Here is a 15,110-nt window from a genome sequence, read left to right as displayed (position 1 = left end):
CAGAGGCTTCTGGAGGTTCCGAGTGATGCCTTATCGCAGTAAAGCGCGAAGGCTGCGACGAGCAATCCGAATACCCAACGCTGAAGGTGTGTCCCGCTGTTCACGCCTGTTCCCTCTATGGTGTCGTCAGTGTAACCAACCGAAGCTCCAGCAAAACGGGGTTACAGGCAACTACGATCTTGAACTTGCCGCAAACGTGACTTCCCGGGAATTTCAGATCCACAGCGTACAAGCTGGTCGGGGGCATAATGTCGAGATGAACTCACAGTATCGTTTGATCGCGGCGACAACCTTCGTCCTTATGCTGTTCTCTGGGATAATCACCGCAAAGATTGCCAATTGGAAGGTTTTCTCGAATCGCGCCGGATGGCGGATTGACTACCCTGCTGAGTGGGATACAGGGAGTTGTAGAGGCTGTCCCGACCCAAGGGCTCCAGGGGTGTTTGTAGACTTCATGCCACATGAAGGCGCGGACCTCAATGGGTCCGTGATGGTATCTCCTCTCAGAGACAAGCCAGGTAATGTGGGCCTCGATGCTTGGTTCTCGGAAGTGGAGAGGACGGCTAATCTCAATCCACGAAGCAGCCAACACAGATTCGAGCTGAACGGAAAGGCCGCTCTCAGAGTGCGCTATCTAAACAGCGCAGCGGGCGGGACCGAGATGGAAGCGGTCTACGTGGTAGCTGGCTCTCGGACCTTTTCGATTGAGTTCAGCGGCAACAACCGGGGGACTCCACTTGAGACGCTTAGCAATTACCCCGTATTCATGAGGATGGTCCAAAGCTTTGAGGTTCAAATTCGATGACCATTGAGTAATCAAGTTCCAGCAGACAGGGTTTGTGGCAAGTTCACCCGGCCCCCGAGACGCGCCAACGCGAAGTTGCTCAAAACCCGACTTTTCGGGAGACCCGGCCACCAATTACGCTTAATGCAAATGCACTTTCTCTTTTCACCGCGGAACAGACTGATTGTCTCCTTGATTTTTGGTTGGGCGTGTCTGCATGTGATTCTGCTCAAGTTGTGGCCAGACTTCGCGAGCGGGCCACCTGGGAGCCCATATTCATTCGTGGCATTTGCGTTTTGCCTCGAGGCGCTCTGTCATTTGGTTGTTCTAGGAATAGCCCTAAAGGCAATAAGCAATCGCATCTCATGGTGGAATAAGCCGACATATGGCGATGACGGTCTACTGTCGATCCAAAACGAGGCCAACCGTTTTAGGGCTACCTATGAGGTCACGTCTAGCCGTTGGAGAGAAGTGTTTTGGATACTTGGGGAGTTGTCGTTCTATGGGCTTCTGTGGCTCATGCTCCTCTTGCACACTTGGATTCGCTAGAAATGACAAGTCCTTGAAACGGAGATTTGACCAAGTTCAACCCGTCGAACCCGCTGGCCCGGCGAACTTGGTCAAAACCGGACTTCGCAGGAATCAACTTTGAATCCATATACTCATCGGCAACAGGTGATTTCATGAGCCGCGCCGTCCAAGCAATAATTCTGTTCCTTAGTCTTGCTGCATTCGCCACACCCGTGATCCTTATCTGGGGCTGGATTAGATGGGCTAAGCGCAAGGAAAATGGAATGACCTCTTCGAGACTCTCGCTTACAGGTTTAGTTCTATCAACGATTTCTGCTCTCCTTGCTCTTGCTACTTGGGCGTTTGCGCGTTTTCATCCGTTCGGGTTCTACGATCCAACCTTGATGAGAATCATGCGCTGGGGCTTCATTTTGTCTCTTGCTGGCTGTCTCTTCGCACTCGGGGGAATCTGGCGGAAAAACTCGCTCCAATGGCACGCTCCGCTCTGCGGGTTGGGAACGCTGGCTATCTGGATCATTGCAGTGGAAGGCGAATAAACATCAGTCGTTCAATAGGCATTCCTCCAAAACGTTAGTGTTCTATCGTGACCGCCCTGTGGGGGAGTGGCATGGGCGTGGCTCTGTGGGGCGGTTACGATAGAACCGTTTGAAGTGAGCCTCTGGCGTGGTGGATGCGGTGGGTTGCTATGGGATTTTAATCACGCGGGATCGCTGGTGCAGTCGAGGCGTGGGCGTCTGAGGGCGGGTGCCGCCACACTTCGATGCGGCTGGGACTGTGAGCGCAGTGTTCGGTGTGGCGCGTAGGGCGGTGGCGGGGGGCGAAGCTGGTAAAGAAGACGTGCTGAGGCGTGGCGTGCGGGAACACGGATGAGCGGGACGATCGGGCTGGAGTTCGAGCGGGTCATGGAGCAGTCAGTTGTCGGTGCAGGTTCAGGAGCTGTCGAGCGCACGCGGCGGTTGCCGGATGGGGATCAGAGCGTAGCGCAGATCCTGAGGCGTGATGCGTTGAACCATCATCATGGGCCCGGAGCAGACGGGGCATGGTGGCTGGCTGGCAGCAGTCACGGACTGATCGAGGCGTGGTTCTGAACCGAGTAGCGAGCGGCAGCGTTGGAGCGAAGCAGCACGGCAGCGGTTGGCGAACAGGCCGAAGTGGCGGATGCGGACCAGGCCTTTAGGTAGAACGTGAAGCAGATATCGGCGCAGGAACTCATCGGCGGGAACGGTCATGATTTTGTTCTTGCTGCCGTGGGCATAGTCCTTCCAACGGAAGGAGACGCGCTGGTTTTCGAAAGCCACCAGGCGATGGTTGGAGATGGCGACGCGATGGGTGTAGCGGGCCAGGTAGTTGAGAACATGGTCGGCACCGCCGAAGGGCGGCTTGGCATAGACGACCCAGTCCTTGTGGCCGAGTTCCCAGAGAAAGTGGCTGAAGGCCTCAGGCAAGGCGAGTTGCTGAAGCGATCCATGAAACTGCAGCCTGTCGTGTTGGAACAGCTCACGGAGTTGGTCACAGAACTTCTCGCGGAAGATCTTGCTGAGTGCCTTGACGGGCAGAAAGAATCGGTGCGACGAATCGATCCATCTGGAACCGTCGAGGCTCAAACCACCAGCGGGAACGATGTAATGGATGTGGGCATGATGCTGGAGGTTCTGTCCCCAGGTATGGAGCACGCCGAGGAACCCTATCTCCGCGCCGAAGTACTCGGGATCACGAGCAACTTCAAGCAACGTCGCGGCACTGGTGCGGAACAGCAGGTCATAGAGCAGCCGCTTGTTCTGGAGGATGAGCGCGGAGAACTCGTGGGGCAGGGTGAAGACGATATGGAAGTAAGGCACGGGCAACAGCTCCGAGGAACGCGCGGCCAGCCACCTGGCACGCGCGTTGCCCTGGCACCTGGGGCAGTGCCGGTTGCGGCATGAGTTATATGAGATGGCCTGATGGCCACAGCGGACGCACTGATCGAGATGCCCTCCCAGTGCCGTCGTGCGGCAACGGACGATGGCATCGAGCACCTTGCGATGCGGCCATGCAAGGCGCGATCCGTACTTCTCCCAAAAGCTGTTGCCCACTGTGCGGACGATGTCGGCCACCTCGAGGGTGGGCCGATTCATCTCTTGCTGAGCCTCCCGTCTCTGCGGCTCTCAGCAGAGGCTGTGATCGTGAAGGGTATCGAGCGGGTTCGGGACTGCGTCCATATGCCGCCGGGAGAGGTGGAGATAGACGGTGGTGTGATCGAGCGAAGCATGGCCGAGCAGCACCTGGATCGTGCGCAGGTCCATCCCTGCTTCAAGCAAGTGAGTCGCGTAGCTGTGGCGCAGGCAATGGGGGAGATGTGCTTTTCGATCCCGGCAGCCCGCGCGACACTCTGGCAGCGAACCAGACCGTCTTGTCACTGATGGGCACATCGGCTCGCCAACCATCGACCACACCCGGAAACAGGTAGGTCTTCGGCTTCATCCATCGCCAGTAGCCGCGCAGTTCTTCCAGTAGCGCCGGACTAAGCGGTACATCCCGGTCGCGCCTGCCCTTGCCCTGATGCACATGAACCACCATGCGCTGACTGCCGATGTCTGAGGTCTTCAGTCGACATAACTCGGCCCGGCGAACACCCGTCGAGTACATCGTCATCAGCATGGTACGGTGCAGCCGGTTGGCGGAAGCGGCCAGCAACCGGCCGACCTCGTCCCGGCTAAGCACCGTCGGGAGCTTCTCCGGCAACCGGGGGAACGGCAGGTGCTCCAGCATGTGATGACGCTTGAGCGTCTTGACGAAGAAGAACCGCAGTGCGGCCACTCGTTGCGACACCGTCTTCGCAGCCAGCTTGCGCTCGCGAAACAGGTAGAGCTGGTACTCGCGGATATGCTCCGCGCCAAGCTGATCGGGAGCACGACGAAAGTGTTCAGCAAACTGCTTGACCGCGAACAAATAGGCTCTCGCGGTACCTGGGGCATAGTTGCGACGCTCGAGTTCTTCGAGCATCCGGTCTCTGAGCTGAGTCATGAGAAGTAACCTCCTATGACTCAGATCATGCTGCGAAAGCTAATCTCCCCCGCCACAAATGCAGCATCCGCCACGCCGGAGGCTTAGTTCAAACGGGGTTATGGGAAACTTCGATGAAGTTGCCGATAATCCGACTTTACGAGAACTACGGAATAACTTCCGGTTTGCCGGTAAACCGCCCCGAACAAGCCGTTCGAATGGGACGCTCCGGTTCTGGCTCAGATAAAAGGCCGCAACCGACCACGCCTATGCAGAACAAGAGCTCGGGCGTTCTCTAGCTACCTACATTCCGCGCGATTATCTTGCGAGGCGATGATCTGCCACGTACCCCCGCGCTTCAGCCACGTGTCGGTCCAAACCTGGCAAACCTTTGCGTTCGGCTCGGACTTGTCTTTGCCGACATAATGTTCGCTGCCGTAGACAACGGAAATACTGTCTCCGAAGAAACGCACTTTAGCCTCATCAAGTTCGCAATCATGGGCGATGTGTGCGCCTTTCTCGTCCTTTAGTTCATCAGCCTTCGTGAAGCGCGCACCCTTCGTTGACGTGCCTTGGAAGTCGTCGGCAAGCAGACCGGCGACGACACCGTTATCGACACATACACCCTCAGCCCACTTGCGTTCCATCTCGATGATGTATTTCGCAGTCTTATCATCCGCAGAAGCCCAGTGACTCTGCTGTGTGTACGCCGGAACCAGCAACAACGTTGTCGTGATTACCACCGAGAAGATTCGTAAGCGCATTTCTCGCATTGCGGAATCCTACACTACGCTCCGATGGTGGCGCAGTAGAACAGCGCATCCGGCTGGTTTGGGCCGTATGGTCGGCAAACCGGAGAGCGCCGGGCTAAACCGGCATGTTGTAGGGGATGAAAGAGCCCTACGGGAAAGGAAGTAGCGAATCCATCCTGGCCTCGAGTCTTGCAGGCGACATCGCGAGGTGTCGGCTGAAGCGTAGACAGGGGTATTGGTGGGCCGGGCAATTGAGCTTCGAAAAGCCGATGGTACAGGGCGCCGACTCCGTTCCGAGTGGAGGAAGGCAACACGACGACCACGTTATTCGCGAGTGGTTGTTCGGTCCTGCGTAGTCTAAGAACCCGCGCACGCTAAGAAACAACATGCACGAGAACCGGGAGATCTCCAGCGTGCCTTGGTCTGACGATCAAGGCCGGTCCGCGAAGGCCATGAACCGAACGGCGGGCACGCACGCGCTGGAGAAGTCGGACTGTGCCGTAGTACCTGTGAAGCAGCCGAACAAAGGAGGGCAACCTTCGGCGGAGGCCGTGGAGGGAAGGGCACAGACGGAGGAGAACATCGTCAAGTCGCGCATGCACCCGACACAGAGCGGGAAGCGCATGTCCCAGGGACTGGACGGTGTGCGAAAAGCAGCAAGGGAAAGGAAGCAGGAACGGTTCACCGCCTTGCTCCACCATCTGAGCATCGAACTGCTCCGCGAGAGCTTCTACGCGCTTCAGCGTAAAGCTTCGCCCGGAGTAGACGGCGTAACGTGGCAGGAGTATGAAACCGGGCTGGAAGGTCGGCTCATCGATCTGCACAGCCGGGTGCACCGCGGAGCGTACCGGGCAAAACCCTCAAGGCGAGTCTTTATACCGAAGGCTGACGGACGGCAGCGTCCGTTGGGCATCGCAGCGTTGGAGGACAAGATCGTCCAGCAGGCTGTGGTGACGATCCTCAACCAGATCTATGAGGTCGACTTCAAGGGCTTTTCTTATGGGTTCCGTCCCGGTCGCAGCCCTCATCAGGCGCTTGACGCGCTGACTGTGGGCATTCAACGGAAGCGGGTGAACTGGGTGCTCGATGCGGACATCCGTGGCTTCTTCGACAACATGAGCCACGAATCGACGATGAAGTTCATCGAGCATCGGGTGGCCGATCAGAGGATACTTCGCCTGATCCAGAAATGGTTGAAGGCGGGAGTATCGGAAGACGGCCAGTGGTCGGAGACGAAGTTGGGTACGCCGCAAGGAGCAGTAGCGTCACCGCTGCTCGCCAACGTGTACCTGCATTATGTCTTCGATCTATGGGCTGATGTCTGGCGCAAGAAAGTGGCAACGGGCGACATAATCGTCGTCCGCTATGCTGACGATCTTGTGGTGGGCTTTCAGCACCGAACGGATGCCGAGCGTTTCCTGAAAGAGTTCCGGGAACGGCTGGCAAAGTTCGGCTTGGAATTACATCCGGACAAGACACGGCTGATCGAGTTCGGGCGGTTCGCCGCTCGCAACCGGAAACAGCGCGGAGAGGGAAAACCAGAGACCTTCACGTTCCTGGGTTTTACTCACTTCTGTGGGCAGCGCATCCGTGATGGAGCGTTCATCGTCTGGCGGATCACGGCGAAGAAGCGGATGGTAGCGAAGCTGAAAGCCATCAAGGCTGAGCTTCAACGCCGGAAGCATGATCGTACGACCACAGTCGGTGCATGGCTTCGGACTGTTGTGCTGGGCTATTACCAATACCACGCTGTGCCTGGCAACACGACTCAACTGCGCATCTTTCAACGACGTGTTAACTGGTTGTGGCGGAGTGTTCTCATCCGGCGCAGTCAGCGAGCACAAGTGCGGTGGGAGCGACTAACCCCACTGTTGAACCGATGGGTTCCACAACCTCGCGTCCTGCATCCCTATCCCGACGCACGCTTCTACGCCACTCATCCTTCGTAAGAGCCGTATGCGTAGACGCGCTCGTACGCATCTGTGCGGGGGCGATCAGCGATGGTCGTCCCTACCGCGACAGTAATCATTCTCCTCTTGTGGTCCACGTAAAACGGGGTTCTAGGAAAGTTCGCAGTAGCTAAACTACACTTTCCGGCCGCAGTGTTTTTGGAAAAGCTCTTGCGCCCTCTGGGCTCCTGACTCCGTCATTCTCACGGACTTTGCTGCGTTCTGAGGATCGGAAATGTACCCTCTCTTGTAAAGGCGATCCATGGCGTTCCAGTCATGTCCTTTCCAGGCTCGTATACCCGTACCTTCCTTGAAAGTTGTCAGGTGTAGGAGCGCGAGAACCATTTCGTCAACCTTGTCTTCGTCATATTCCATACAGACCTCGCTTTGATTGCAGTATCGCGATCTCAGCCTTATGCCAGTCGAACAAACTTCGGCCCAAGTCACCATGAGGACTACCGAAGGTGTCAGTCGCAGATGGGGGATGACGAACGTTCCGAAAACCTGACTTTTCGGGAGTGTCACTGGAGACGAAGCCGACAATGCCATAAAGTGTAAGGATGTTTGGTGTCGAGCCTCATGAGCAATGGACAGAAGAAGAGCGAGCGGACTTTGAAGAGCATGCTGCTGCGCGCCTGAAAGCCTGCAAGTCTTCTGCCGTGAAGGTAGGAACAGCCCTTCTGATAAACATTGCGCTAATAGTTCCATTCAGTGCTGGACGTCGGCTTCATAGTCGTTGGCAACAAACGCGATTTCTCGTCTTTACCGCTGAACTGCTCTTTCTCTGGTTTGTGATCAAGGTCGGCTACGTTTGGAGCTCGTGGCAGAGTTCTCGCGAAGTGAGGCGCGACTACGAAGGATCCGGCTTAGTCGAATGGCAAGCCGACTACATACGCGCTCACAAGCACTGCATAGAGAACCGTGTTGAGGTGGAAGCGAGCGTTCTTTGCGGTTGCTTCTACTGTCTATCGATCTACCCACCCTCAGAGATAGTGGACTGGATCGACGATCGAGAAGCTTTAACGGCGGACTGCCCTCGCTGCGGAATCGACGCGGTGATTGGCTCCGCATCCGGCTTCCCAATCACTCCCGAGTTCCTGACCCTCATGAACAAACATTGGTTCGAGGGATACCGCCCTTCGTGATGGATCCGTAGCCGACTTCATAGACTGCGAACACTAGTTCGTTCTTGAGAAACGGGATTATGGCAAACGTCAACGACGTTGCCGAAAACCCGACTTCGCAGGCAGTTCAAATGGTAATGCGTAATCCTAAGGCAGTATGCCCGATGACTTATTGATCCGGCTCTTGGGAAATCCACAATTGAAGCACTCCGAGCCCCTACCAAAACTTTGTGAGCACTGCGGGCACCGGAAGCCCAGAAGACGCGCGTTCAAAACCAGACCGTAGACTGCGACGCACATGGCCCAGGACAGAGTGGCGGTGATGAGGACTACTGAGTTCTCGAATGACTTTTTGCCCAAGACGAGTCCAAGGATAAAGGGTCCCATGGCGACCAAATACCAATACCTGCCAAAGGACTTCTTTCTCTCGACCAGAACCCGATCTTCGTCGTAGTCTTCCAAACACTCTATTGGCTTGTAGGAACCGGGTTGTTGAGTCCACTGAGGCGGGGGTGGAGACACAAAATGGCGTCTTTGAACTTCCGCCTCTAGCGCCTCTGCCGCCTCAGGTACGAGGTCCCGTTTGTCGGCGACGACTTGCCCGAGTTCATTGTCGGTCAATTGCTCATAGCGCCGTTGGAAGCTGTCACCGCTCATCTCTGATCCGATCTAAGTAGGTCTGCTTCGTAGCTCTTTGCCTTGGTGAAGATTGTAACCGGCCACGAATTGCTGCCTTCGTTCCCGCAACACGGGGTCTGCGGCAATCATCCCCACTCATGGTACTGGACCATCTTCATACCGATGCTCCTTCGAGAAGCCCCACAAAGAACAAAACCAGCAAGGCCGCCACAAGTGGCACGACTACCCATCTGGAAGCGCCCCGTATTCCGGCGATGACCGTGGCTACCAAACCAACGGGGGCCAAGAGAAAAGCAGCCCCAGGTCCAACGACTCCGGATCCTTCCAAGGAGGAAGGCCGGGTGAAGGTTTCACTGTGTAGTAGAGGAAGATGTATGCACCGTAAGCGGTGATTAGCCAAGCAACGCTTACCGCCCACAATGGAAGTGGCCTGAGTCTACCCCTTCTATAGCTCGTTACTGTTCTCGCAAGGGCAAAGGTCGCGAGGAGGAAAGGTCCGCAGGTAAGTAGAAGCGGCACGGCAAGCAGTCGCATTTGGGCTCAACCTCTGTGCAATGTCGGAAGGCCAAGTCAGACTACCAGCCTTAACGGATCGAGTACGTCTGGCTGATTTGTCAGGCATCTCTCCGTTCGCGAAAAACGGAGATTTGACCAAGTTCAACCCGTCGAACCCGCTGGCCCGGCGAACTTGGTCAAAACCGGACTTCGCAGGAATCAACTTTGAATCCATATACTCATCGGCAACAGGTGATTTCATGAGCCGCGCCGTCCAAGCAATAATTCTGCTCCTTAGTCTTGCTGCATTCGCCACACCCGTGATCCTTATCTGGGGCTGGATTAGATGGGCTAAGCGCAAGGAAAATGGAATGACCTCTTCGAGACTCTCGCTTACAGGTTAGTTCTATCAACGATTTCTGCTCTCCTTGCTCTTGCTACTTGGGCGTTTGCGCGTTTTCATCCGTTCGGGTTCTACGATCCAACCTTGATGAGAATCATGCGCTGGGGCTTCATTTTGTCTCTTGCTGGCTGTCTCTTCGCACTCGGGGGAATCTGGCGGAAAAACTCGCTCCAATGGCACGCTCCGCTCTGCGGGTTGGGAACGCTGGCTATCTGGATCATTGCAGTGGAAGGCGAATAAACATCAGTCGTTCAATAGGCATTCCTCCAAAACGGGGTTATGAGAAACTTCGACCTTGAACTTGCCGCAAAGACGACGTTGCGGGCACTACGGGATTACTTCCAGGATTACCCTACCTCATCAAACGCTTTTGAAATCATGATGAAACAGGTCAGTCTCCGTTAGTGACCGAACCTTCGTGAGCGCCACGTGAAGCCCAAGTTCTATATGTTGGCGAGAGGTTCAGCCTGCCTCTGCTTCCATTGATCGGGGAGCCAAGCGTGTAGTTGGCGGATGGTGGCGGAGGGCAGGTTGACGAGCAGTTGTGTGAGATAGAGCTGCGGATCGATATCGTGTCTGCGGCAGGTGCTGGTCAGGCTGGCGAGGATGGCTGCCGTTCTTCCACCGCGCGGATTGCCCACAAAGAGCGAGTTCTTTTCGGTTCAAAACGATGCGTTTCATCTCCCGTTCGCTGACGTTGTTATCGATTGGAACTGCGCCATCGGAACAGAAGACATTCAGTTCATTCCACTGACCCAGAGCATAGTTGATCGCCTCAGCCATGGGATGCTTGGGAAGTAACTGTTCTTTCCAGATAAGCAGCCGTTCGCGCAACGCTGCCAGTAGCGGTGCCGATTGCTGTTGGCGCATCTGAAAACGTTGTTCCGCGGTCGCATCCTTGGCCTGCCGCTCGATAGCATAGAGATCGCGCACGCGTTCGACGGCCTCGCGCGCGATCTCCGGCGCTGCCTTCTCCGCATCGATGATTTTTCTTTTCATATGCGCCCAGCATCCGGCGCGCGTAATCTGATTTCCGGCGACCACGCCGTTATAGCCGCCATAGGCATCGGCCAGGAGCACCTGGTTGTAGTCCTTCAGAAAACGCTTCGGTCCATCGCGGCCACGGTCCAGGGTGAAGTTGAAGACATTGTACGGATGTGTCTGGTCGCCAACGTACACCCACATGCGCGCATTGGCTGTTTTGCCTTTGCTCTGCATGGGCAGGATGGTGTCATCGGTGGCCACCACGTGCGAGGCGCGCACACGCTCGGCCATAAGTTCATACAGCGGCTCGACCAGATCCGCCACGTCGCCGCACCATACTGATTGCGTGGCCCGCGAAATCTCGAAGCCCTGCCTCTGGAAGATATCCTCCAGACGATACAACGGAAGATAGTCAGAGTATTTGCTGGTGACGATATAAGCCAGCAAGCCCGGACCTGCCAGCCCCTTATCGATCGCCGTCTCCGGTTTCTTCGTTGTTTGGATACTCGGGTTCTCCCCGTTGTTCTCGCAGTGCATGCAGGCGTACTTCTTGCGCACATGATGGATGCGCTCGAAGTGGCCGGGAAGATACTCCACCTGCCAACTTTCCTCGGCGCCGATCTCTCTGCGCTCCAGGCCACAGCAGGAACAGGCGCGTTCCGATTCGCTCAACTCGTAAATCTGCGTACTGACGGGAAGGTTCTCGAAGTTAGCCAGATTGCGCCGGCCCTTGCGCCGCTGCACACGGCGCCGTTCTTCTTCCGGCTCCGCATGCGGCGGAACATCGTCCGGGTGAATCGGCTTGCGGTCCAGATCTTCGGCGAAGCGCAGCAGTAACTGCGCCAGATCGCCCGAGGTGCGCAGACGATCCGCGCGCGGCCCGTAATACCACTTCTTATATCGCTCCAACTCCAGCTTTACGCGAACCAGCTCAACCTGTAACTGCTCTTTCTGCCTGATCTGCTCATCGGCGCGACGTTGCTGTTCGCCGTGCTCCAACAGAAGTTGCTGTACAAGCGCTCGCAGCGATGCGCTGTCCTCCGGAAGCTCGAACGAGTTAGAGCCGATCTCTGCCACCTCGTAAGTAGACGTGAGAGAAAAGGGATAAGTCACCTCAGGCTATGGCGGTTTCGCGGTCCTTCGATCGATTCTTCGGTGGTCGCTCATAACGCGGCACACGCTTCAACTTCGCCATGTCGATACCATCCAGCAGCATCGCCAACTCGCTCGCTCGCAGCTCAACCGAGCCCGCACCAGGCGCAACGCGCGGAAGCTTGAACACGCCCGCTTCCAGGCGTTTGTACCACAGCACGTAGCCATCGCGGTCCCATGTCAGGATCTTCAAGCGGTTGCCGCCACGCGATCGGAAGATGAAAAGATGGCCGCTCAGCGGATCTTCGCCGATCACCGCCTGCACGCGCTGCGCCAGACGATCGAAGCCACACCGCATGTCGGTCGCTTCCGAAGCCAGCCAGATCCGCGGCCCCGGCGCACCGTCGAACGACTGGAGACTCGGCAGGCCGATCACGACTCCTTCTCCAGAACAGACAACAACCGACGCAGGTGACACGCATCAAACCCAGGCTCAACGATCAGGCTCCAGCCACGGCGATGCCGTAGCTCGATCCCCACCACCGGCACAGATGCCGCCGCTGGCGGCACAGGTGCTGCTGGATCTGACACCTCGACAGCAACAAAGGATGTTGCTTCGGTCTGACGCAAGCGTTTCTTCCACTCGTAGAGCTGCCAGTCCCGCAACCCCCGTTCACCACAGAACGCTGCTACACTCTTGCCGCTGCTTGCTTGCTCAGATACAAGACCTCGCCACCGAGCCAGATCTTCTTCCTTGTGCTGTCCCATACCGTAAGAATCATGCGGCAAACCGCCATCCACAAGATGTGGTTCGCGTAGCGCTCACGAACCTTCTACGCTCTTCTTACTTCGAATTGGTTTGCGCGACGCAGCTTGTTCGTTCGGAATGCTTCGCCGTTGGACTTGCTCCGCGAAGCCTTGTGCCTGGAGGAACTCCGCCTCTGTATCAACTTCAAGTACAAAGAAACAACCTCTCAAATCAAATTCGTCAATTATTATCTCTTTTGCGTCCACTGAGGTGATTAGTCCGAGTTCCGTGAGTTCCGATACACACAGTGACTTGCTCTCGTAAACGCCCAACCAAATTCGCCGAGGTGGACCCGGAGCAACTACTCGCACTTTGTAAGTCTTGTAGTCCCTCGAGATCATAAGCCGCGCATACATTGCGAGATTATAGCCAACCAATTCTTAGACTCCCTGCCGATCTCGGGACTACGCCACAGCGCTGACGAACTTCAAGGCGTTGGCAAAGCCAAAATTACCCAGACGTGCAGGTGCTGCTGGCTCGCATGTATCGTAACGGCGAGGGAACTCCAGTCGATCATGACGAGGCTGCGAAATAGCAGCGAATGCCGTCTTGGTACCATCCTGGGCGCGACTTAAATTCTTGATTCGTTCTCTCTAGTTCCAACTGCCTAACAAGCCATGATGGAAGGTCTTGAAGACGAACCATAACCCAACGAAGCCCTCTTCCTTGAAAAAGCCGACCACGGTTGCCGGTCCGGTATTATCGGGAAACGCCGTTGTTCTCAGCTTCGTTCAGGTTCAGCCGAAATCCAGAAGGTTTGTAGTCTGGTGCGATGTACTGTTTGGGGATCGCAATCGAGTTTCCATCTCGAAGCGCCGAGAAGTGCGGAGAGCAAATCTCCACGCCTGCCTCATTGAACTTGGCCTGGATGTTCTGATGCAGATCGGAATATATATTCAGAACCTCGCGAGGAGTATTCGTATAGGCATTTAACTCGTAGGTCACATAGAAGTCATCGAGCGATCTCTGCAGTACGAATGGTGCAGGCTGACGCAACACATGCTCTGTAGCTGATGCCGCGCTGATCAGGAGCTGATGAACCGTTCTCCAAGGGGCCTCGAAGCTGATCGAGACGGACGTATAGAAGATAACCCCCGACTTATTGGCTTCGGTGCTGTAATTCTTCACGGCATCACTCATCACTGTGGAGTTGGGAATCGTGATAACTTCCGCTTTCGGCGTGAGAATTCGGGTTACCAGCAGAGTCCTTTCGACGACCTCTCCCATGTTGTCGCCGATTTGAACCCAATCACCTGCTAGAAATGACCGCATGTAGGTCAGGATTACCCCAGCAATCGCATTGGCTACAGCCGAAGAAGAGCCCAGCGACAGCAGCACGCCCAGGAAGATGGAGATCCCCCGAAATGCGGGACTTTTGGCCCCCGGCAGATAAGGAAAGGCCACGATGAGTGCGAGAACGAGGACCAAAGCCCGTATCAATTTATCTGTTGGCTCGGCCCAATCGGGATAGAAGCCAGAGATTTTCAGGTCGCCCTTACTAATGTGGCTAAAAATCTGCCGTATCAATCGAATAAGGTAACTCGTGACCAACACGATCACGGCGATGATCGCCAGATTCGGCAGACAGTCCAATCCCGACTTTGCCAGTGACTCCAATTGGGAAAATACCCACCTGGTCGCCGTGAGAGATATTTCGTGGGTGGAGGAGTAGAAGCCCAGGGTCACAGTCAAATAAACTTGCAACAAGCCAAGGATCAGCACCCATCGCAGGAAGGTTCCTACGGCAAGTATCGCAGGCCCCAGGTAGGCGACAGAAAGATGCCACGTTGATTTCTTTTCAAGGTTCGCACTTATATTGATCTGTCTGTCGATTCGGCTCCGGAACAATAGTCTCAAGCGCCGGACAAGCCAGAGCGCAACCACAAGAAGAAGCGTCACCAGACTGGTCTTGAGGATTCCCCGCAGTATCATCCTCCAGCTGTGGTTATACCGATACTCTTCGACTGCCTGACGGATGTTCTGTGCGTGCTCTAGAGCTAGTTGCTGCCGCGTCTTGCCAGCTGCTCTGGCGTCTCCATCGGTGATGGCCATAATCACGGTGTTGCCGGCGAAAATCTCGGTCCAGGCGTCCCGCGGTTGAAGACGTATGGAATCTGACGGGATACTGCTGTCCCGGGCAAATGCGGTGATGCGCCTTTCAATTCCCTGTGCGCGAGCCTCGGGGTCAACGTGGCAACCGGTTCATATACCTTCAGAATCGGATTGCCGTCTATCACGACTTCGCCAGACGGGATAGCTTCTTCGTCGGGAACAGCCTGGCTGCCGGCCGACTGATTGTTTACCGGCTGGGCAGTTGATTGCTGTTGGGCTGATACAGGTAGAGCGCAGTTGGCCTGCAACAGGCAGAGCACGGAGAAAAGGCAAACGCGGATCGTATTTTTCATCACGCCACTCTACAGGGCAACGCACAAGGCGTACAAGGCTCCCACCCTGTCGGCATTCGAATTTACTCAATAGCTTTACCGCCTTCGTCGAGTTCGAAACCAGTCTGTCAGAAATACATTTCCACGATCTTCATGAGTGGATACCGTGGAACCGCTATGCCG

The 15,110-nt window shown here is 55.9% G+C and carries 12 protein-coding genes and 1 pseudogene; 3 read left to right on the top strand and 10 right to left on the bottom strand.

Going from position 1 to position 15,110, the window contains the following annotated elements; translation table 11 throughout:
* Nucleotides 1-256 precede the first annotated feature (256 nt).
* Both RBB80_RS21180 and RBB80_RS21175 read left to right on the top strand, forming a co-directional pair.
* On the top strand, nt 257-805 hold the full coding sequence (locus tag RBB80_RS21180; protein WP_433964362.1) for a hypothetical protein: 549 nt from the start codon (nt 257-259) through the stop codon (nt 803-805).
* A gap of 554 nt (nt 806-1,359) precedes the next feature.
* Nucleotides 1,360-1,851: a hypothetical protein gene (locus tag RBB80_RS21175; RefSeq protein WP_433964361.1), complete on the top strand. Its 492-nt coding sequence runs from the start codon at nt 1,360-1,362 to the stop codon at nt 1,849-1,851.
* Between the two features lie 393 nt (nt 1,852-2,244).
* Here the strand turns inward: RBB80_RS21175 and RBB80_RS21170 are convergent, their stop codons facing one another.
* The 4 genes from RBB80_RS21170 to RBB80_RS21155 form a co-directional block, all read right to left on the bottom strand.
* Nucleotides 2,245-3,429: an IS91 family transposase gene (locus tag RBB80_RS21170; RefSeq protein ID WP_433964360.1), complete on the bottom strand. Its 1,185-nt coding sequence runs from the start codon at nt 3,427-3,429 to the stop codon at nt 2,245-2,247.
* 30 nt (nt 3,430-3,459) lie between these two features.
* Entirely contained in the window at nt 3,460-3,612 is a 153-nt protein-coding gene (locus tag RBB80_RS21165; RefSeq protein ID WP_433964359.1) for a tyrosine-type recombinase/integrase, read from the bottom strand.
* Nucleotides 3,605-4,318 carry a tyrosine-type recombinase/integrase gene (locus RBB80_RS21160; RefSeq protein ID WP_433964358.1) on the bottom strand — a complete coding sequence of 238 codons (714 nt, stop codon included), beginning with the start codon at nt 4,316-4,318 and terminating at the stop codon, nt 3,605-3,607. The genes RBB80_RS21165 and RBB80_RS21160 overlap by 8 nt, the downstream gene beginning before the upstream one ends.
* A 278-nt stretch (nt 4,319-4,596) precedes the next feature.
* The gene (locus RBB80_RS21155) at nt 4,597-5,070 is read right to left on the bottom strand and encodes a nuclear transport factor 2 family protein (RefSeq protein WP_433964357.1); all 474 of its coding nucleotides are present in this window, start codon (nt 5,068-5,070) and stop codon (nt 4,597-4,599) included.
* Between the two features lie 365 nt (nt 5,071-5,435).
* Here RBB80_RS21155 and ltrA point away from each other — a divergent pair, with 365 nt between their 5' ends.
* Entirely contained in the window at nt 5,436-6,998 is a 1,563-nt protein-coding gene (ltrA, locus tag RBB80_RS21150; RefSeq protein WP_433964356.1) for a group II intron reverse transcriptase/maturase, read from the top strand.
* A gap of 135 nt (nt 6,999-7,133) precedes the next feature.
* Here ltrA and RBB80_RS21145 read toward each other — a convergent pair whose 3' ends face one another.
* The 6 genes and pseudogenes from RBB80_RS21145 to RBB80_RS21120 form a co-directional block, all read right to left on the bottom strand.
* On the bottom strand, nt 7,134-7,343 hold the full coding sequence (locus RBB80_RS21145; protein ID WP_433969802.1) for a DUF6429 family protein: 210 nt from the start codon (nt 7,341-7,343) through the stop codon (nt 7,134-7,136).
* A 2,759-nt stretch (nt 7,344-10,102) separates the two neighbouring features.
* Complete coding sequence (locus RBB80_RS21140) at nt 10,103-10,300, bottom strand: transposase domain-containing protein (protein WP_433964355.1); 198 nt, start codon at nt 10,298-10,300, stop codon at nt 10,103-10,105.
* A gap of 4 nt (nt 10,301-10,304) precedes the next feature.
* A pseudogene (tnpC, locus tag RBB80_RS21135) lies at nt 10,305-11,387 on the bottom strand (IS66 family transposase); the annotation flags it as partial.
* A gap of 370 nt (nt 11,388-11,757) precedes the next feature.
* Nucleotides 11,758-12,171 carry an IS66 family insertion sequence element accessory protein TnpB gene (gene tnpB, locus RBB80_RS21130; protein WP_433964354.1) on the bottom strand — a complete coding sequence of 138 codons (414 nt, stop codon included), beginning with the start codon at nt 12,169-12,171 and terminating at the stop codon, nt 11,758-11,760.
* Nucleotides 12,168-12,524 (bottom strand): IS66 family insertion sequence element accessory protein TnpA, encoded by a 357-nt coding sequence (gene tnpA / locus RBB80_RS21125; RefSeq protein WP_433964353.1) that lies wholly within the window; start codon nt 12,522-12,524, stop codon nt 12,168-12,170. Before tnpA ends, tnpB begins: the two co-directional genes overlap by 4 nt.
* 718 nt (nt 12,525-13,242) lie before the next feature.
* A complete protein-coding gene (locus RBB80_RS21120) occupies nt 13,243-14,595 on the bottom strand; it encodes a mechanosensitive ion channel family protein (protein WP_433964352.1) in 1,353 nt (450 codons plus the stop codon).
* Between the last annotated feature and the right edge of the window lie 515 nt (nt 14,596-15,110).

It is taken from the genome of Tunturiibacter gelidiferens, from assembly GCF_051013345.1.
GTDB classification, from domain to species: Bacteria; Acidobacteriota; Terriglobia; order Terriglobales; family Acidobacteriaceae; genus Edaphobacter; species Edaphobacter gelidiferens_A.
The sequence above is the reverse complement of the archived record's forward strand: the minus strand, read 5'-3'. Positions and strand labels throughout refer to the sequence as shown.

What these genes read in the sequence shown, in the direction of transcription:
- RBB80_RS21170 (WP_433964360.1), bottom strand. Translation starts at nt 3,429, where the DNA reads ATGAATCGGCCCACCCTCGAGGTGGCCGACATCGTCCGCACAGTGGGC.
- RBB80_RS21145 (WP_433969802.1), bottom strand. Translation starts at nt 7,343, where the DNA reads ATGGTTCTCGCGCTCCTACACCTGACAACTTTCAAGGAAGGTACGGGT.
- RBB80_RS21120 (WP_433964352.1), bottom strand. Translation starts at nt 14,595, where the DNA reads ATGGCCATCACCGATGGAGACGCCAGAGCAGCTGGCAAGACGCGGCAG.
- ltrA (WP_433964356.1), top strand. Translation starts at nt 5,436, where the DNA reads ATGCACGAGAACCGGGAGATCTCCAGCGTGCCTTGGTCTGACGATCAA.
- RBB80_RS21160 (WP_433964358.1), bottom strand. Translation starts at nt 4,318, where the DNA reads ATGACTCAGCTCAGAGACCGGATGCTCGAAGAACTCGAGCGTCGCAAC.
- RBB80_RS21180 (WP_433964362.1), top strand. Translation starts at nt 257, where the DNA reads ATGAACTCACAGTATCGTTTGATCGCGGCGACAACCTTCGTCCTTATG.
- RBB80_RS21155 (WP_433964357.1), bottom strand. Translation starts at nt 5,070, where the DNA reads ATGCGAGAAATGCGCTTACGAATCTTCTCGGTGGTAATCACGACAACG.